The 18,078-nt window shown below is 64.6% G+C and carries 16 protein-coding genes; 7 read left to right on the top strand and 9 right to left on the bottom strand.

Features of this window, described 5'->3' with window-relative positions; translation table 11 throughout:
• Nucleotide 1: 1 nt before the first annotated feature.
• The 3 genes from KA184_00190 to KA184_00200 all read right to left on the bottom strand — a co-directional run bounded on the left by KA184_00190 (nucleotide 2) and on the right by KA184_00200 (nucleotide 3,302).
• Entirely contained in the window at nucleotides 2-889 is an 888-nt protein-coding gene (locus tag KA184_00190) for a TIM barrel protein (GenBank protein ID MBP8127968.1), read from the bottom strand.
• Nucleotides 890-1,164: 275 nt separating this feature from the next.
• Entirely contained in the window at nucleotides 1,165-3,033 is a 1,869-nt protein-coding gene (locus KA184_00195) for a DUF4445 domain-containing protein (protein MBP8127969.1), read from the bottom strand.
• Nucleotides 3,034-3,122: 89 nt separating this feature from the next.
• Entirely contained in the window at nucleotides 3,123-3,302 is a 180-nt protein-coding gene (locus KA184_00200) for a 4Fe-4S binding protein (protein MBP8127970.1), read from the bottom strand.
• 304 nt (nucleotides 3,303-3,606) lie between these two features.
• On the opposite strand from KA184_00200, the gene KA184_00205 reads away from it, so the two are divergent.
• From KA184_00205 to rho, 6 genes are all read left to right on the top strand, one after another.
• On the top strand, nucleotides 3,607-4,611 hold the full coding sequence (locus KA184_00205; protein ID MBP8127971.1) for an aspartate-semialdehyde dehydrogenase: 1,005 nt from the start codon (nucleotides 3,607-3,609) through the stop codon (nucleotides 4,609-4,611).
• 205 nt (nucleotides 4,612-4,816) lie between these two features.
• Nucleotides 4,817-5,605, top strand: coding sequence for an acyl-ACP--UDP-N-acetylglucosamine O-acyltransferase (lpxA, locus tag KA184_00210; GenBank protein MBP8127972.1), 789 nt, complete (start codon nucleotides 4,817-4,819; stop codon nucleotides 5,603-5,605).
• A gap of 62 nt (nucleotides 5,606-5,667) precedes the next feature.
• Nucleotides 5,668-6,624 carry a Gfo/Idh/MocA family oxidoreductase gene (locus tag KA184_00215; GenBank protein ID MBP8127973.1) on the top strand — a complete coding sequence of 319 codons (957 nt, stop codon included), beginning with the start codon at nucleotides 5,668-5,670 and terminating at the stop codon, nucleotides 6,622-6,624.
• Nucleotides 6,625-6,854: 230 nt separating this feature from the next.
• Complete coding sequence (lpxB, locus tag KA184_00220) at nucleotides 6,855-7,970, top strand: lipid-A-disaccharide synthase (protein ID MBP8127974.1); 1,116 nt, start codon at nucleotides 6,855-6,857, stop codon at nucleotides 7,968-7,970.
• A gap of 39 nt (nucleotides 7,971-8,009) precedes the next feature.
• Nucleotides 8,010-10,733 carry a DNA polymerase I gene (gene polA, locus KA184_00225; protein ID MBP8127975.1) on the top strand — a complete coding sequence of 908 codons (2,724 nt, stop codon included), beginning with the start codon at nucleotides 8,010-8,012 and terminating at the stop codon, nucleotides 10,731-10,733.
• Nucleotides 10,734-10,904: 171 nt separating this feature from the next.
• Nucleotides 10,905-12,260: a transcription termination factor Rho gene (gene rho / locus KA184_00230; protein MBP8127976.1), complete on the top strand. Its 1,356-nt coding sequence runs from the start codon at nucleotides 10,905-10,907 to the stop codon at nucleotides 12,258-12,260.
• Nucleotides 12,261-12,344: 84 nt separating this feature from the next.
• Here rho and KA184_00235 read toward each other — a convergent pair whose 3' ends face one another.
• Entirely contained in the window at nucleotides 12,345-13,730 is a 1,386-nt protein-coding gene (locus tag KA184_00235) for a hypothetical protein (protein MBP8127977.1), read from the bottom strand.
• 35 nt (nucleotides 13,731-13,765) lie between these two features.
• Complete coding sequence (locus tag KA184_00240; GenBank protein MBP8127978.1) at nucleotides 13,766-14,182, bottom strand: acyl-CoA thioesterase; 417 nt, start codon at nucleotides 14,180-14,182, stop codon at nucleotides 13,766-13,768.
• Nucleotides 14,183-14,325: 143 nt separating this feature from the next.
• Between KA184_00240 and KA184_00245 the strand changes: the two genes are divergently transcribed.
• Entirely contained in the window at nucleotides 14,326-14,814 is a 489-nt protein-coding gene (locus KA184_00245) for a cytidine/deoxycytidylate deaminase family protein (GenBank protein ID MBP8127979.1), read from the top strand.
• Between the two features lie 9 nt (nucleotides 14,815-14,823).
• Here KA184_00245 and KA184_00250 read toward each other — a convergent pair whose 3' ends face one another.
• The 4 genes from KA184_00250 to KA184_00265 all read right to left on the bottom strand — a co-directional run.
• The gene (locus KA184_00250; GenBank protein ID MBP8127980.1) at nucleotides 14,824-15,924 is read right to left on the bottom strand and encodes a succinylglutamate desuccinylase/aspartoacylase family protein; all 1,101 of its coding nucleotides are present in this window, start codon (nucleotides 15,922-15,924) and stop codon (nucleotides 14,824-14,826) included.
• A gap of 8 nt (nucleotides 15,925-15,932) precedes the next feature.
• Complete coding sequence (gene rimK, locus KA184_00255) at nucleotides 15,933-17,093, bottom strand: 30S ribosomal protein S6--L-glutamate ligase (GenBank protein ID MBP8127981.1); 1,161 nt, start codon at nucleotides 17,091-17,093, stop codon at nucleotides 15,933-15,935.
• Nucleotides 17,090-17,578, bottom strand: coding sequence for an ATP-dependent zinc protease (locus KA184_00260; GenBank protein MBP8127982.1), 489 nt, complete (start codon nucleotides 17,576-17,578; stop codon nucleotides 17,090-17,092). The genes rimK and KA184_00260 overlap by 4 nt, the downstream gene beginning before the upstream one ends.
• 241 nt (nucleotides 17,579-17,819) lie before the next feature.
• On the bottom strand, nucleotides 17,820-18,078 hold a 259-nt coding region (locus tag KA184_00265; GenBank protein MBP8127983.1), incomplete at its 5' end, for a hypothetical protein.

The raw sequence follows: 18,078 nt of genomic DNA on the forward strand, positions 1-18,078 counted from the left end.
CTCAGATCTGCGCGAGGCAGGCGAGCGTCGCGCGCAGCGTGTCCTCGTAATTGTCTGTTGAATGGCCGCATTCGAGAGCCACAAAACCCTCGTAGCGCGTCCGCGCGATCGTCTTGAAGATATTCACGTAATTGAGTTCGCCCGTGCCCGGTTCCTTGCGGCCGGGGTTGTCGGCGACGTGAAAATGGCCGATATTGCGGATATTCGACCGGAGATTGCGGATCACGTTGCCCTCGGTGATCTGCTGGTGATAGATGTCAAACAGCATCTTGACGCTGGGGCTGCCCACCGCCTCAATGATCTCCATGGCGTGGTCCGTGCGGCACACGAAATAGCCCTTGTGGTCGACCAGCGGGTTCAGCGCCTCGAGCACGAGCGTGACGCCGTTCGCCTCCGCGATGGGCGCGAGCCGCTTCAGGCACGTAATCACGTGCTGCGTCTGCTCCTCGCGCGGGATGTCGTCGCGCTCATTGCCGCTGAGCCCGACGAGCCGCTTGCAGTTCAGGCGCTTCGCCAATACAACCCGCTCCTCGAACTGCGCGACCACCTTGTCGTGGTCCGCCGGATTCACCATGCCGCCCGGCGCGATTGCGCCCGCGCCCACGATGCAACTGAGTTCGAGACCGAGCGCGTCCGCTTTCGCGCGGATCGCGTCGAAATCGCCTTCGGGACCCAGCCACTCGTAGGCGGGCAGGCCCCACGCCGCGACATGGTCCAGCTTGTCCTCCGGCTTGTCGCCCGGGAACCAGTCCAGCGGCGCGGACATGCGCAGCTTCGCGCCCGCGAAGGGTTTGTCCCCCGGCGGCGCGGCAAGCACCGGAGCGCTCTTGCAGAAGGCGCTCCCAACGGTAGCCGCGGCACACATGCTCACAAAAGTCCGGCGATTCATGGCGGTAGACTCCTTCGTTTGGCCGCCGAAGCGGGTATTCCTGGCGTTCACGACATGCGCGGGACTCGTCCCGCCTGTCTCGTTGCGATTCCTGTTCGATGCACATCGAAATGCTCGCCGCGAGCGCTTGATTGCGGTATTCGCGGGGTCCGTTCCCACGAACCGGCTCGACACGTCCCGATGCGCAAAGCCGGCGAATCCTCAAGCATCGCATAATGGTACTTGCGCCACGTCCGTCTCGCAAGCTGCCTCCCTGCGGCGGGTCCACCGGCCGTCTATGCCTGCTCCTCCGGAAACGTCATGGCCATGGCGAATTCCAGGTCGAAATCCGGGTCGCGTGAAAGGTCCACGTGCCGCGTGCGCCGGGCAAGCTCCTCGGCGCGTTCGCGCGCGTCCGTCGAGAGCAACGCCCACCGCGCGCCGCTGAGCGACGCGTTGCCCACGTTGTGGATGCGGCTGCGGTCCACTTCGCCCGGGAGCAGGCCAATGCGTTGCGCGTTGCTGCGGCGAATAAAACTGCCGAACGCGCCCGCGACCCGAATGCGTTCCAGGTCCCGCGCGCCGATGCCCGCTTCCTTGAGCAGAATGCTGATTCCCGCGCGGATCGCCCCGCTCGCCAGCTGCAATTCCCGGATGTCCCGCTGTGTCAGCGCCACCGGGGCGGTGCCCTCCGCGAGGAGGAACGCCGGCTCGCCGCGCCGGTCGCGACGAATCCGCAGGCGCAGCGGCTCGGGCGTTCCGGGAGGCAATTCGTCCGCGTCGCGCAGCTTGCCCTGTGGCGCAACGATACCGCAACGCAGCATCTCCGCGACAGCGTCGATCAGCGCGCTGCCGCACAACCCGACCGGCGGCGCGTCGGCGATGACGCTGCACCGCACGTCCTCGTCCATGACGATTTTTTCGATCGCGCCAGCCGTGGCGCGCATGCCGCACGAGATACGCGCCCCCTCGAAAGCGGGCCCCGCCGCGGTCGAGGCGGCCCAGAGCCGGCCGTCATGCGCCAGGACGATTTCGCCGTTCGTGCCGATGTCGACCATCAAGGTAGGGCCGTCCTGTTCGTCAATGCGCGCGGCGAGCATGCCCGCTACGGTATCGCCGCCCACGAACCCGCCGATAACCGGAAACACATAAACCAGGCCGCGCGGGTGAATAGGCAGCCCCAGGTCCGCGGCGGAGAGGAGCAGGCCGCGCGCGAACACGGGCGTGAAGGGCACCTGCCCCAGCGCGGAAGGGTCCAGCCCGCAGAGCAGGTGCTCCATGGTCGTGTTGCCTGAGAACGTGACCTCGTAGATATGTTCCGCGCGCACCCCGGCGCGCCCGGACAGCTCCGCAATCATCCCCGCGATTTCCGCGGCCATCGCGTCGCGCAGGGCGTCCAGCCCCCCCGGCTTCTCCGTTGCGTACAGGATGCGTGAAAGCACGTCGTCCCCGTAACGGACCTGCGGATTCATGCGCGAAGCCACGGCCAGCTCCCGGCCCGTGGTCAGGTCGACAAGCACGCCAACCAGCGTAGTCGTGCCCACGTCAAACGCTACGCCGTGGCGCGAACCGGTCGTGTCGCCCGGCTCAAAATCGATGATGTGATGGCCGGTCAGCACGGCCGTGCCCCGGAAGCCGGCGCGGCGCAACTTGCAGGGCAGTTCGCGCAACAGGGACGCATCGGCCCGAATACGTCCCAAGTGCTGTTCGAGCCGCAGCAAATCCGGTTCGGCGGACGCGATCGTCGGCGCTTCGAGCACCACGTAGGCCTTGCGCACGGCGGGGTGCAGTTCAGCTCCTGCCGCCGTCTCGGTCGCGGTAAGAATCTGGTGCCGGCTGCCGAAGAGCGAAGTCTCGGGCACATACACGGTAGCGGGCGCATCCAGGTGCGTCTGACAGGCGAGCCGCCAGCCCTCCCGCAATTCCGCGGGTGAAAACACCCGCGCGTCCGCGGCGCCCGGCCGCGGCGCGCCCGCCACAAACTGCACGCGGCACTTGCCGCAGTTTCCGGTGCCGCCGCACGGCGTCTCAATGCTCAAACCGGCGCAAGCCGCTCCCTCGATCAGGCTGCTGCGCACGAGCACGGCGGTTTCGCGACCGTGCGGCTGAAACACCACGCGGACATGGCCGCCGGGCTCCTCTGCTGCCGGCTGTTCCCGCCTCACGTGAGTCCTCCCCTGCCCCGTGGAATCAAAAGACCGCACGCGGCGGCGCCGCAGCGGCCTTTTCGGGTCTGTACACGCAGTTTCCGTGCTCAGGACGGAATGCTGATCGCCTCGCTCGGGCAGGCTTCCACGCATGCCGCACATTCATTGCACGTTTCCGGGTCCACGACGGCTTGCCCGTCGTCATTCAGTGTGATCGATTCGGTGGGGCACTCTTCCACGCACGCGGCGCAACCCGCGCAGAGGTCCGCATCTACTACCGCTGCCACAATACTATCCTTTCTCTTCTGCCCGCGCGTTCAACAACGCTCGCGGGTCTACTCCTGATATTCACATGGCGGGGACAAGAAGCGTCCCCGCCACCTCCTCATCATAGCATCTTTTTCCGGCGGAATTCCTCTTTTTCTTGTTCCCCGGACGCGGGCCGGGGGCCGAAACCCCGGCACACTTTATTTCCGCCCCGGTTTTTCGGTAGAATAACACCACCCATCCGGTCAGTCCCCCATGCGCATAGCCGGGTGCAACGGCCAAGGGACTGTAAGAAAACGTATCAAACGACGGGAGTGCTCTATCATGACACCGAAGACGGTCGCAGTCGCCGGGGCCACAGGCCTCGTAGGCCGGCAGATGCTCGAAATGCTCGAAGCGCGGGATTATCCGGTCAAGAGCCTCAAGCTCCTGGCTTCGGAACGCTCCAAAGGCCGCACGCTCACGTTCAAGGGCCAAGAACTCCCCGTCGAGGTACTGACCGAGGACTCCTTCAAGGACGTCGAGGTGGCGCTCTTCAGCGCGGGCGGCGGCACCAGCAAGAAATTCGCGCCGTGCGCCGCGAAGGCCGGCTGCGTCGTGGTGGACAATTCGAGCGCGTGGCGCATGGACGCCGAGGTGCCGCTGGTCGTTCCGGAAGTGAACCCAGGCGACGTGAAGTGGCACAAGGGCATCATTGCGAACCCGAACTGCTCGACGATCCAGATGGTCGTGGCGTTGAAACCGCTGCACGACGCCGCCCGCATCGAGCGCGTTGTCGTCTCGACGTACCAGGCGGTTTCCGGCGCGGGCAAGAGCGCGGTCGAGGAACTTAAAGCCCAGACGCGCGACATCCTGGACGGAAAGCCGGCGCGGCCCGCCGTGTTTCCGTATCAAATCGCGTTCAACTGCATCCCGCAGATCCCGCAGAGCGCGGCGTTCATCGAGAACGGCTACAGCACCGAAGAGATGAAGATGATCAACGAGACCAAGAAGATCATGGGGGATGACAGCATCCGCGTGACGGCGACCACGGTGCGCGTGCCGGTGTTCAACGGGCACAGCGAGTCCGTCAACATTGAAACGGAAAAGAAACTGACCGCGGCCGAAGCGCGGGCACTGCTTGCCAAGGCGCCCGGCATCATCGTGCAGGACGACCTGGCGAGCCAGCTGTACCCGCTCGCGACGGCATCTTTGGGGCGCGGCGAGACCTTCGTCGGCCGCATCCGCGAGGACCTGTCGCACCCGCGCGGCCTCTGTTTCTGGGTGGTTTCGGACAATCTGCTCAAAGGCGCCGCCCTGAATGCGGTGCAGATCGCGGAATTGTTATAATTAACGGCGGCGTGACGGTGCGGCACGCCCGGGCGGGGCGCCCGCACCTTGGTTTCGCGTCCATTTTCAAGCGAATGGCTTGAATTTATGGCCTTGTTGTGTTATCTGGAGTGGCATTGCCCGCAGTTGTGCGGGCCCAACTCAGGTTCACGCCTCCTCGCCGTACCGATTGGGGGCCGGGGCGTCCTGCCTGTGGGAACACGAGATGAACATCCATCCGACCGCCATTGTGCATCCCAAGGCGGAACTGGCCGAAGACATAGAGGTCCAGGCCTTCAGCATCATCCATGAACACGTGCGCATCGGGCGCGGCACCGTGGTGGGGCCGCACTGCGTCATTACGGGCCGCACCGTCATCGGGGAAGACAACCGTTTCTTCAGCGGCGCCCAGATCGGCATCCTGTCGCAGGACCTCAAGCATAAGCCGGGCCTCGTCGGGCGCACGCAGATCGGCGACGGCAACATGTTCCGGGAATTCGTGACCGTCAGCGCCAGCACGCTCGAACATGACGACGATGAGCAGCGCGTCACGGTCATCGGCGACCACTGCCTGTTCATGGCCTGCACGCACATCGGCCACGACTGCAAGCTGGGCAGCGGCGTCATCATGGCGAACAATTCGGCGCTGTCCGGGCACGTGCAGGTCCTGGACTACGTGACGCTGGGCGGCCTCGCGGGCGTGCATCAGTTCTGCCGCGTCGGCACGCAGGCGTTCATCGGCGGCATGTCGCGCATCAACATGGACGTGCCTCCCTACATGATCGCCGAGGGCCACCCGGCGCGCTGCTACGGCCCGAACGCGGTGGGCCTGAAGCGTCACGGCATCGACAAGGACGCGAGGGCGACGATCAAGACCATGTATCGTATCTTGTATCGCTCCGGGCTGAACACGTCTCAGGCGCTGGAAGAGATCAAGAAATCCGTTCCCGACTGCGTCGAACGGCGCACCTTGCTCACGTTTATCCAGGAATCCACGCGCGGCATTCTCAAGTAATCGCGTGCGTCGCGACACGACGCCCGCGGCGGATTCGTAAAACACCATTGCGAGACATGCACATGGCCGCTATACGCACAGGGGTCGTCGGGGTGGGGCACCTCGGCTATCACCACGCGCGGCTCTACGCCGCCCTGCCCGGAGCGGAACTTGCCGGCGTCGTCGACACGGACGAGGCCCGCCGCGTCCGCGCGGCGGAGGAATTCACCGTGCCCGGATTCAGCGACGTGCGGGGTCTGCTCGAACTGGGCGTCGACGCCGTGTCCGTGGCTACACCCACTACCGCGCACCATGACGTCGCAATCGACCTGCTGTGCAACGGCGTTCACGTGCTCGTCGAGAAACCGATAGCCGCGACCGTCTTCGAAGCGGAGACCATGGCCGCCGTAGCACGGGCGCACCACCGTGTATTGCAGGTGGGCCACGTCGAACGGTTCAATGGGGCGGTGCTTGCTCTGTTCAACGCCATCAAGCGGCCGCGGTTCATCGAGTGCCACCGGCTGAGCCCCTATCCGAAACGGAGCACCGACATTAGCGTCGTGCTCGACCTCATGATCCACGACCTGGATATCGTGCTGGCTCTTGCGGGAACGGAAGCCACCCTGCTGGACGCGGTGGGCGTGCCCGTGTTTTCGGAGGAAGAGGACATCGCGAACGTGCGGCTGCGCTTCGCCTCGGGCTGCGTCGCAAACCTGACCAGCAGCCGCGTCTCCGTCGAGCCCATGCGCAAGATCCGCATTTTCGAAGAGAATGCGTACGTTTCCACGAGTTACAGCGACCAAGAAGTGCTCGTGTACCGGCGAACACCGGAGCCTCTTCCGCCCGGCGCCAATCCGATGGAGCACATCAGCATCGAGCCGCTGCCGGTCCAGCGCGAAGAACCCCTGCGGCTTGAACTCGCGTCGTTCCTGGAATGCGTGCGCGGGAACAACCGGCCTGTCGTGTCAGCGGAAGACGGCATCCGGGCGCTCAAACTCGCGCACGAAATCCTGGAGTGCATCCGAAAACAGCGAACCTGACGGATGAGTCCCCCAAGCATGAAGACAACGCCGACAACCGACATATATCGCGTTGCGAGCCTTTCCGCATCTGTGCCCCGCCGGCCGCGTCGAACGTATATGAAGACTCTGGAACAGAGGCCCCATGCCGGTCTTGCGCAGGAAAGTCGCGAACCGTCAAATGGCGCCGGTTCTGTCCCACTCGTCCGACTCCGCGCGGGTCCGGCCCACCGAACAGGCGGTCTCTCCCCGTGACCCGGCTCTTCTTCTCAGCCGGTGAAAGCTCCGGAGACGCCCACGGCGCGGTACTGATCCGCGCGTTGCGCGCGCAAGCGCCAAATATCGCGTGCGAGGGACTGGGCGGCGCCGGCATGGCGGCCGCGGGCATGCAGTTGCGCCACGACCTGGCGCGTGAAGCGTTCATGGGCTTCTTCGAAGTGGCGCGCCATCTCCCGAAAATCCGGCGCATTTTCCTCGATACGGCGGCCTATTTGGAGCAATCGCGCCCCGACGCGCTGGTGCTCATCGACTATCCAGGGTTCAACATTCGCCTCGCGCAGCGCGCGCACGCGGCGGGCATCCCCGTCGTCTATTACGTCAGCCCGCAGGTCTGGGCCTGGAAAAAGAAGCGCATCCAGACCATCGCCAAGTGCGTGCGCCGCATGCTCGTCATTTTCCCCTTCGAGCAGCCGCTCTACCAGAGCGCGCGCGTAGACTGTGTCTACGTGGGCCACCCCCTGCTCGACCATATCGCCGCACACCGGCCGAAACAGCCCGCCGCCGGGCCGCCCTTGATCGGGCTGTTGCCGGGCAGCCGCGCACAGGAGATCGCGCGCCTGCTGCCCGTAATGATCGGCGTGGCGCGCGGCGTTCGCGAACGGCGCCCGGAAATGCGCTTCGCCGCGGCGGCCGTGAACGAGGAACGCGCCCGGCAGGTGCGCGAAATCGCAGCCGGCTTTCCGCTGGAGGTGAGCGTCGGCGGCATGTACGACCTGCTCGCCGAAGCCCGTTTCTGCATGGTCGCGTCGGGCACGGCCACGCTCGAGACGGCGCTGTTCGGCGTGCCGCTGGTGATTCTGTACCGGGTCAGTCCGCCCACGTATTGGCTTGCACGGCTGCTGGTGGACGTGGAGCACATCGGTATGGTAAACATTCTCGCGGGGAAGAGCCTTGTGCCGGAGTTTATCCAGCATGAAGCTTCCGCGGAGAAGATCCTGCCGCAGGCGCTCGAACTCATCGATGAGACACCCGCGCGGGCGCGGATGATCGACGCATTGCGCGACGTGCGCGAGCGCCTCGGCGCGGGCGGCGCATCAGAGCGCGCCGCGTCGGCGATACTTGAAGTGGCAAGAGCATCTCGCCCGTAGCAAACGCGCGGCGCCCACGCTGCCCGGGAAAGGTCCGTGATGACGGATAAGATATATCTCATCGATGGAATGGCCTTCGCGTTCCGCAGCTTCTATGCCATACGCGCGGACCTGACGGACGCGAAGGGCCGCCCCACCAATGCCGTGTACGGGTTCGCGCGAGTGCTGCTCAAGCTGCTGCGCGAGCACGACCCGGCGTACGTCGCCGTTGTCCTCGACGCGCCCGGCGAGACCTTCCGCGACCAGATGTACGCCGCGTACAAGTCAACACGCCGCGAGACGCCGCCGGCGCTGCTGAGCCAGTTTCCCATGATCCGGGAACTGGCCGAGGCCATGAATATCACGACCTTGTGCGTGCCCGGCGTCGAAGCCGACGACGTGATCGGAACGCTGGCGCGCCAAGCGGAGGCGCAAGGCCTCGACGCCGTCATCGTCTCCGGCGACAAGGACCTGCTTCAACTCGTGAGCGACCGCGTTGTGGTGTACGATCCCGGCAAAGGCGATGCGGGCGCATGGCTGAAACGCGAGCAGGTGGTGGAACGCTTCGGCGTGGGGCCGGAGCACGTGCCGGATGCGCTCGCGCTGATCGGCGACACGGCGGACAATGTCCCCGGCGTGCGCGGCATCGGCGAGAAGACCGCGAAGACGCTGCTGGCGAAATACGGGTCGCTCGACAATTTGTACGCCCATCTCGAGGAACTGAAGGGCAAACAGAAAGAGCGCCTCGCCGAAGACCGCGACCAAGCCTACTTCAGCCGCGAACTCGTTACGGTACGCATCGACGTGCCGCTCGATGCCTGTATCGCGGATTGCCGCCGCCGCCCGCCGCAGCCAGACCGCATCATCGAGGTCTTTGGCGCACTCGAGTTTCATTCCCTCGTGAACGAAATACTGCCGGACACGAGCAAGGAATCCAAGAACGAACAGGATTACCGGCTCGTGCTCACGGAGGCGGAGCTGGATCGCGCGCTGGCGGAGATGCGCGCCGCCGGCGAATTCGCCATCGACACGGAGACCACGTCCACCGATCCCATGCGCGCTGAACTGGTCGGCGTCTCGCTCAGCGCAAAGGAAGGCACGGCCTACTACATCCCCGTAGGGCACACGCCGGAGGCGCTGTGCAGGCAGCGTGACCCGGACGACCTCACGTCGATTGAGCAGCTCACGCCCGCGCCAAGGAAGACCGTGCTTGAGCGGTTGCGCCCTCTGCTGGCCGATTCCGCGTTCGGCAAGATCGGCCACAATATCAAGTACGACCTCGTGGTGCTCGCGCGCGCGGGCGCGCCCATGAACGGAATCGCCATGGATACCATGGTTGCGTCCTACTTGACAGACCCCTCGCGGTTAAGGCACAATTTAAATGAAGTCAGCCTCCAGTATCTCCAGCGTAAGCTGATCCCGATAACCGATCTGATCGGCAAGGGTTCTAAGACTATCACCTTTGATCACGTTTCCGTTGACCGTGCGTGCGAGTATGCGTGCGAGGACGCGGATATGGCGCTGCGGCTGGCGGCCGTATTCCGGCCGCTGTTGCGGGAACGCCAGCTGGGGTCTCTGTTCGACAACGTGGAACTTCCCCTGATCCGGGTGCTGGCGCGCATGGAACAGCGGGGCGTGGCCCTGGACCTGAACCTCTTCGCCGCGTTGCGCGAAGAAATGGAAATGCGCCTGGGGGCGCTGGAACGCGAAATAGTTGAATTAGCCGGAGAGCCGTTCAACATCAACTCTCCCAAGCAGCTTCAGGAAATCCTGTTCGGCAAGCTCGGGCTCCGGCCGGGCCGGAAGACAAAGACGGGCTTCTCCACGGATGTGGAGGTGCTGGAAGAACTGGCCCGGGAACATCCGCTGCCGGAAAAAGTGCTCGAATACCGAACGTTGGAGAAGCTGCGCGGAACGTACGTGGACGCGCTGCCCAAACTGGTGCATCCGGAAACAGGGCGCGTGCATACGTCGTTCAACCAGGCCGTGGCAGCCACGGGCCGGCTCTCGAGCAGCGAACCGAACTTGCAGAACATACCGGTTCGCACGGAGATCGGGCGCCGGATCCGGGAGGGATTTGTCCCCGGCGGCAAGGACATGTGTTTGATATCAGCGGACTATTCACAAATCGAGTTGCGCATACTGGCGCATCTGTCGGCTGACAAGAATCTGCGGGATGCCTTCTTTGCGGACGCCGACATCCACCGGGATACCGCTGCCCGCGTCTTTGGCGTAGCGCCGGAGCGCGTCACGCCCGAGATGCGGCGTCAGGCAAAGGCAGTAAACTTTGGCGTTGTGTACGGCATCAGTCCTTTTGGGCTGGCTCGTAACTTGGGCATTGCGCAGACCGATGCGGCGCGTTTCATCGACGCGTACTTCGCGCAGTACCCGCAAGTGCGCGCTTGGCTTGAGGCCACGATCGAGCAGGCCCGCGCCGATGGCTATGTGACGACGCTGCTGCAGCGGCGGCGGTATCTGCCGGAATTGCAGAGCGGAGACATGAACACGCGCCGGGCCGCGGAGCGGGCCGCAATCAACACGCCCGTGCAAGGCAGCGCGGCGGACATCATCAAGCTGGCCATGCTGCGCACGGATGCCACCCTCGAGAAGACGGATGCGCACCTGCTCCTGCAGGTGCATGACGAATTACTGGTGGAGGCGCCGGCGCAGGCCGCGGACCGCGTGGCCGCCACGATGAAACAGCTTATGGAAGAGGCAATAACCCTCGATGTGCCGCTGAAAGTCGATGTGGGCATCGGGAAAAATTGGGCCGAGGCGCATTAGCCGCGTCTTCGGGCCGCGCCGGAACGATGCGGCCCGGCCGCGGCGATGCCCGTCACACAATTGGAAAGGTGGAACATGCCTGAGAAGCCAATGAGCGATAAACAGCAGCGCCAGCGCCGGCCTATGCCGCGACGCCAGAACCAGGGCGGCGGTCATGGGAACAACCGGCAGATGCAGAACCGCGGGCGTCACAACGCGCCGTACTACAGCCGGCCCGCGCGCGTCATGGACGTCGAAAACGAAGAGGTGCATCTGCCCCAGCCCGGCGGTCCCGAGATCGCCATGCGCGATCTCAAGACCATGACGATGCAACAACTGCACGACACGGCCCGCGACCTCGGCGTCGACGACTACGCCAACCTGAAGAAGCAGGACCTGATCTTCGTCATCCTGCAGCGCAGCATCGAGAAGGCGGGATCGGTTTACGGCGAAGGCACGCTCGAAATCCTGCCCGACGGCTTCGGCTTCCTGCGTTCGCCCGACTACTCGTATCTCCCCGGGCCGGACGATATCTACGTGTCTCCGTCGCAGATACGCAAGTTCGCGCTGCGCACCGGAGACAGCATCCAGGGTCACGTGCGCCCGCCCAAGGAAGGCGAGCGCTACTTTGCCTTGCTCAAGGTCGAATCCGTGAACGGCGAGTCGCCGGAAGTCGCCCGCGAGCGGCTGCTCTTCGACAGCCTCACCCCGCTGTTCCCCGATGAACGTTTCCGCCTCGAAACGGTGACCGAAGAGATCGCGCCGCGCATCGTGGACCTGATCGCGCCCATCGGCAAGGGCCAGCGCGGGCTCATCGTCGCCGCGCCGTTCACCGGCAAGACCGTGCTGCTGCAGAAGATCGCCAACAGCATCGTGGCCAACCATCCGGACACGTATCTGATCGTGCTGCTCATCGACGAACGGCCCGAGGAAGTCACGGACATGCAGCGTTCCGTGAAAGGCGAGGTCGTCGCGTCCACCTTCGACGAGCCGCCGGAACGGCACATCCAGGTCGCGGAGATGGTCCTCGAGAAAGCGCGGCGCCTCGTCGAGCACAAGCGCGACGTGGTCATCCTGCTCGACTCGATAACGCGCCTCGCGCGCGCCTACAACACGATCGTGCCCGCGAGCGGCAAGGTGCTGTCGGGCGGCGTCGACTCAAACGCGCTGCAGCGGCCCAAGCGGTTCTTCGGCGCGGCGCGAAAAGTCGAGGAGGGCGGCAGCCTCACGATCCTGGCCACGGCCCTCGTCGAAACCGGCAGCCGCATGGACGAAGTGATCTTTGAAGAGTTCAAGGGCACCGGCAACATGGAAATCCACCTGGACCGGCGCCTGATGGAAAAGCGCATCTTCCCGGCAATTGACGTGCAGAAATCGCGCACCCGCCGCGAAGAACTCCTCCTCGAACCCGAGGAACGCGACCGCATCTACCTGCTGCTGCGCGTCCTGAGCCCGCTCGAAACCGCCGAAGCTACGGAGCTCCTCATCGAAAAGCTCAAGAAGACCAAGAGCAACAAGGAATTCCTCGCGATGATGCAGAAGATGTAAGCGCGGAAACCGTAACCGATCATTCAGCGGCCACACGGCGCAGTGTGGCCGTTTCCATTATTTCTTGCAGGAAGACTCTCCCCTTCACGGGCTGTAGTAATTCCACGTAGTCTTGCTGCGGCGGTACTCGGGACGTGCCCACAGGCGCGGATGGCCGGGCGCAGGGTTCGGTTCGGGATTGTGATAGACACGGAGCCGGCTGCCGGAAAGCACGATCACCTCTTCGCGCCAGTCGCCGCTGACGTCCGCGACGTAGAGGCGGTCGGCCTGCTCAGGGATGCGGTGCACAAAGGCGCCGGTGACCGGGTCGAACACGGCCACGTCGCCGGATTCGTGGCGTTCCTTCGCGGCAGCAAGCTGCTTCGGGGCGCCGGTCCAGTCGATGGCCCAGATGACTTCGACGCCGGAATCGGTCCAACCCTCGGGCGCAACATTGTCCATTTCATATCGCGCGATCAACTTGCCGCGCGCGTCGAATACGAACGGCTTCTGGTGCGTGTCGAATCGGCTGCGGCACCAGACTTCCAGGCCCGCGCGGCCCGGGTCGAACTCGCCCACGGCGGCATTCTGCGGCTCCCAGCCCTCGTAGTCCGCGGTCCAGAGCACCTGGTCCTTGCCGCAGAGAAACACGCGATTGCCTCCCCCCTCTTCGAGCACAACGACCTCGAGTCCGGGCAGGTCCGGCCGCACGTCGTACACAAAGACCGAATCGATGTGACCCCGGAGCGGAATGGCGCAGCAGAACCCGCCATCCGGTCCAATGATTGTGCCGCCAAGGACCTCGTCGCGGCCGTCGCCGTCGAGGTCGGCGACGCGCGCCCCGTTGTGCGCGCAAGCCGTGAAATCATCGCGTGACCAGAGTGGCGCGGCCTTGCCCGCTGCCAGGTCCGCGATCACAAAAGCCGCGACATAACGCCCGGTGCGGTACCCGTCCGCGTTCGTCGCCTGAAGCAGCAGGTCTCGGCCGCCCGCGCCGCGGAAATTCGCGATGACCAGGTGCTCCCAACGCTCGGCGCCTCCGGGCACAGGCGGTTTTGCGGTCCAGCGTTCCCGGCCCGTTGCGCCATCGACCGCGTGCAAGACACCGTCATTGGTCAGGTACAACGCCTCCGTCTGCTGGTCGCCGTCGATGTCACCCGCCGCCACGCCCGGGCCGTGGTGCCCGGGCAGTCCCTCGCGTTCCGAGGAGCCGCCGACACGGACGTCGACGTCGTGCGCCCATAGCCGGCGGCCATCATGTGCATAACAAGCCACGTGACCACGCACCGTGACGAGATAGTCCGGCAGCCCGTCGTTGTCCGCGTCCGCCGCTACGATGCCGCCCGCGCTGTCTTCGCCCGGGCCGGGGATGCTCAGGCTGATCTCGAAGGGGTTCACCGCGTATTGCGGCCATTCCGCGGCCAAGGCGGATGCGCAGGCGAAGAGGCATGCGGCAGACATCCAGCGCGCGGCGGGCATCCGCGTAACCATGGCGTTTCTCCTCCTCTGCGCAAGCGGGTCGCGCACTACATCAGGCGCTCGAGCTTCTCCCGCAAGTCCGGCGAAATCTCGATCGGCTTGCCGGCGGCGCGATCGATCCACACGACGATCGACCGCGCATCCGCGGCCAGTGTGTCCGTGCCTTCGAAAAAAACGCCATGCTCGAAATGGAACGAAGTGCGGCCGATCTTGCCCACGCGCGTGCCGACTTCAAGCGTCGCGGGATACCGCACCGGAACCCGGTAATTGCAGGTAATTGACCCGAGCACCGGCCCTTGCGCGGCATGCTGCCAGTCGCCGTCCCACGCCAGCGACCGGAATATCTGGATGCGTCCCATTTCGAGATACGTCATGTATTTCGCGTTGTTTACGTGGTTATAGGCGTCCATGTCGCTCCAACGCACGGCGACGCGCACCCAGTCCCGAAATACCGATCGGTCCATCGTTGCCTCCGGTCGTTCCGCCGGCGTCCAAGACACGCGGTACGGCGGCGGACCCGGACTCGCGGACCTTTTTGCGCCTGTGCAACACTTGCGTATACTGGGCGTCCCACGGCAGGATTTGCAAGTGAAAGGCACGGTGCAACATGTCTGAGAAATACGAACGTCCCTCGTGGGATGACTACTTCATGGAAGTGGCGCACACCATCGCGAAACGGGCGACATGCGACCGCGGGCGCAGCGGTTGCGTCATCGCGCGGGACCGCCAACTGCTCGTTACGGGGTACGTCGGCTCGCCGATGGGATTCGCCCATTGCGACGAGGCAGGTCATCAACTCAAGCAGGTGGTGCATGAGGATGGAACGACGACGACGCACTGCGTGCGCACCGTGCACGCGGAGCAAAACGCGATCTGCCAGGCGGCCAAGCTTGGCGTGAGCATCCGCGGCGCAACGCTGTACTGCCGCATGACGCCCTGCCGCGTCTGCGCCATGCTCATCATCAACTGCGGCATCGAACGCGTCGTCTGCGAGCGCCGGTACCACGCGGGCGCCGAATCGGAGGCGATGTTCCGCCAGGCCGGAGTGAAGATCGAATACAAGTATGACGAGGTCCAGGAATACGACAAGCAATAGCCGCCCGCGCTACCGCAGCGTGATGTTCGTCGCAAGGTCATCCTGAATGCGCGCATAGAGGCTCGTGGCGGCGCGCACGGCCATCTTGCGCTCCGTCTCCTCGAACTTCCGTTGCGACAACGCCGCGAGGTGGTACACGACGCCGCCGGGATTCACCATCGGCATGGTCGTCATGCCGAGCACGATGCCGTCGGCCGGCGAAAGCAACGATGTCTGTTCGCGCCCGAAAATGTTGTAGATCGTGGCGAGCCCCTGGTTCTTGCGCACCAGTTGGCCCGGCCGCACATGAAAACCCAGCAACCCGCCGAGTTCCGAGCGCACCCAGAGCGTCTTTGTAATCGTCAATTGGAACGAAGGCGGCTCGGGCTTGCCCTCGATCATGCCCAGGTCTTTCAACGCGTTCAGACAGCCGCGCACGCCGATCTCGACCACGCGCGGCTCGATTTTCCAGACCTCGCCCGCCTCGAGGATGATCGTCGGCACGCCCGCCTCGACCGCGGCGTACCGCAGCGAACCGCGCGGCCCCTTCGAACTCACGATAAGTTCGCAGCCAAACGCTTTGGCCAGCCGCTTCGTGCCCGCATCGCGCATGCTGGCGCGCACGTTCGGGTAGTTCGTGCGGCGCAGCGCCGCGCTGTGGAAATCGATGCCGTAGTCGCACTGGGCCACAATCTCCGTAAATATCGCGTGGGCCAGGCGTCTGGTCAGGCTTCCGTTCGGCGAGCCGGGGAATGACCGGTTCAAGTCGCGCCGGTCCGGCATATAGCGCGAGTGACGTTCCAGCCCCTGGATATTCGCCACGGGAATGATCACCAGCGTGCCCTTCAGCAATTTCGGCGGCTGGTCGTAGAGCAGTTCGCGCACGATGCCGATCCCGTTCAATTCGTCACCGTGGATCACGCCCATGATGAAGACGCGCGGCCCGTCGGCGCGCGCCCGCATCACGTACACGGGAATCGACACCGGCGTACCCAGGTACGTGGCGCCAAAACGCAGCTGCAGTTCGCGCGTCTGGCCGGGCCGGATGCGTTCCCCCGCAATGACCAGCGTGCGGCCGCGCCGGCGCGGCGCTGGCGGCTGTTGCGATGCTGGCGGTTCACCAGGCGTCATGGCAGACCCTACGTTTCCCTGCGGCGGCGGCGCTTGCGCTCGGGCATCATCATGCGCAGCTCATGAAGGTCGCCGAAACAGAGCAGTTCGTCGCCCGGATGGATCACGGTGTCCGCCTTCGGGTTTGTAATGACCTGGTCATGCCTCGTGATAAGCATCACATGGATGTTATGCGCGGAAAGCGCGGTGTCGCGCAGCGCCTTGTTCTCGAGTTGCGGCATCCCGCGCACGGTGAATTCGGCGATGCCGTAGCCGCCGGTAAGCGCAAGCCGCTGCCGCAAGTCGACCTCGGGGAACAGGACCTGCTGTTCGAGGTGCCGGATGATCGTGCCCGCAACGTCGATCCCCGTCGCCTTCTCGATACCCTCAAAGCCGGGGGACGAATTCACCTCCAGCACCTGCGGGCCACTCTCCGAAATCAGCATGTCCACGCCCGCCACGCGCAGGCCCATGATTTGCGCCGCACGCACCGCCGTCCTCTCGTATTCGGCGTCCAGCTTGATCGCCTCCGTCGAGCCACCCCGGTGCACGTTGCTGCGGAATTCGCCCGGCTGCGCCTTGCGCTTCATCGCCGCCACCACGTGATCGCCCACGACCAGCGCGCGGATGTCCTGCCCCTGGCTTTCCCGCACAAACTTCTGGATGAGCACGTTCTGCCGCGCGCTGTGCAGCGTCTGAATAATCGCTTCCGCCACCTTTTCCGTCTCGGCGAGAATCACGCCTACGCCCTGCGTGCCTTCGAGCAGCTTGATAATCACCGGCACCTCGCCGACGCGCCGGATCGCGTGGAGCACGTCGTCGCGGTCGCGCACGAACGCCGTCGGCGGCAGCCCGATGTCGTAGCGGCTCAACATCTGCACGGCGCGCAGCTTATCGCGCGACCGCGCGATGGCCATCGAGTCGTTCAGCACGTACATGCCCATCTGCTCGAATTGACGGAGCACCGCGAGCCCGAAAAACGTGATCGACGCGCCAATGCGCGGAATCACGGCATCGAAATCGTGCACGCGCCGGTGGCGGTAGAACAGCAAGGGGTTCTCGCGCTCGATAAGGATCGAGAACTTCAGCGTGTCCATCACCTGGACTTCGAAACCGCGCGCAATCGCCGCTTCGCGCAGGCGCCGCGTGCTGTAGCTGCGCCCGGCGCGGCTCAATATGGCAATTCTCATGGGGAGTTGGTCTTCTTTCGCTGCTTCTTGGCCCTGCGCCGCCCGCCAAGCATCCGGCGCCGGCTGACATCCACCAGGAAATCCCGCGTAAGCGCGCGCCGGCCCAGCAACATCCGGTACAGCATCTTTTCCCGCGAAACCAGAGACAGTTCGACCTCTTTCTCAACGGGACCCACGCGGATACGGGTCTTAACAAAACAGCGAACCGTATAATGCCCGCTGCTCGAACGCACGCGCCCCCATTTCACCACCTTCGCGCACACCGCCGTGCGGCGGAACGGCCGCTTCCGCCCCGTCACCACGTGAAACCGCACCTGACCGTCGCCCAACGCTTCGATGTCCTCGACATGCAGCGCGCTCGTCCGCGCGCCCGTGTCCACCTTCGCACGCACCCCGAGAATGCCCCACTCCGGAAAATCGACATACTCCGACCACCCGATGACCGTCCGGGAGTCGGGATGCTTGCTTTCCGGTCTGACGCTCACGCCGGATGGACCTTCTTTCCGTCACGCCGCGCCCGCCGCGGCCGTCCGCGCCGATTATACACGGAACCCGCCCATCACCGCGGATATGCGCGAAGCCGCGACGCGGCTGTCGGTCTTGGGGCATTTTCCGGCGAGACTTGGAGCCGCGCGCTGTTTTCAGACAGTGCAGGGGATGTCCCTCTCTGGGCGCACGTAATGGGGCAGCAGGGCCTGTGTGGACTGCGACATGTGGCGCCTACCTCTACAAGGCCTCTGCGTCGATGCCCAACCGTTTTGCCACGTCCGACGCGGGGACTTCACCTCCTTCTTGAGACCTCCTTTGGAGGAAGGAGAGGAACTTGTCGCTGTTCCCAAGCGCAGCCACTTCCCGCTCGAATTCGTCCGCTTCCTCCAATATGAATTCCGCTCCATCAACCGCGTAAACGAGAACGGGCCCCGGCTTCGCAATTTCGATGATCTCGGACATGCTCCGATCGCCGTCAGCCCAATTCACTGTCTTC

The sequence above is a fragment of the Candidatus Hydrogenedentota bacterium genome (assembly GCA_018005585.1).
Lineage (GTDB): Bacteria > Hydrogenedentota > Hydrogenedentia > Hydrogenedentales > JAGMZX01 > JAGMZX01.

Bases quoted from the DNA above. Each gene is read 5' to 3' on its own strand.
- rho (MBP8127976.1), top strand. From the start codon at position 10,905: ATGCAGAACCGCGGGCGTCACAACGCGCCGTACTACAGCCGGCCCGCG.
- KA184_00215 (MBP8127973.1), top strand. From the start codon at position 5,668: ATGGCCGCTATACGCACAGGGGTCGTCGGGGTGGGGCACCTCGGCTAT.
- KA184_00235 (MBP8127977.1), bottom strand. From the start codon at position 13,730: ATGGTTACGCGGATGCCCGCCGCGCGCTGGATGTCTGCCGCATGCCTC.
- KA184_00240 (MBP8127978.1), bottom strand. From the start codon at position 14,182: ATGGACCGATCGGTATTTCGGGACTGGGTGCGCGTCGCCGTGCGTTGG.
- polA (MBP8127975.1), top strand. From the start codon at position 8,010: ATGACGGATAAGATATATCTCATCGATGGAATGGCCTTCGCGTTCCGC.
- KA184_00205 (MBP8127971.1), top strand. From the start codon at position 3,607: ATGACACCGAAGACGGTCGCAGTCGCCGGGGCCACAGGCCTCGTAGGC.
- KA184_00245 (MBP8127979.1), top strand. From the start codon at position 14,326: ATGTCTGAGAAATACGAACGTCCCTCGTGGGATGACTACTTCATGGAA.
- KA184_00250 (MBP8127980.1), bottom strand. From the start codon at position 15,924: ATGACGCCTGGTGAACCGCCAGCATCGCAACAGCCGCCAGCGCCGCGC.
- lpxA (MBP8127972.1), top strand. From the start codon at position 4,817: ATGAACATCCATCCGACCGCCATTGTGCATCCCAAGGCGGAACTGGCC.
- KA184_00190 (MBP8127968.1), bottom strand. From the start codon at position 889: ATGAATCGCCGGACTTTTGTGAGCATGTGTGCCGCGGCTACCGTTGGG.
- rimK (MBP8127981.1), bottom strand. From the start codon at position 17,093: ATGAGAATTGCCATATTGAGCCGCGCCGGGCGCAGCTACAGCACGCGG.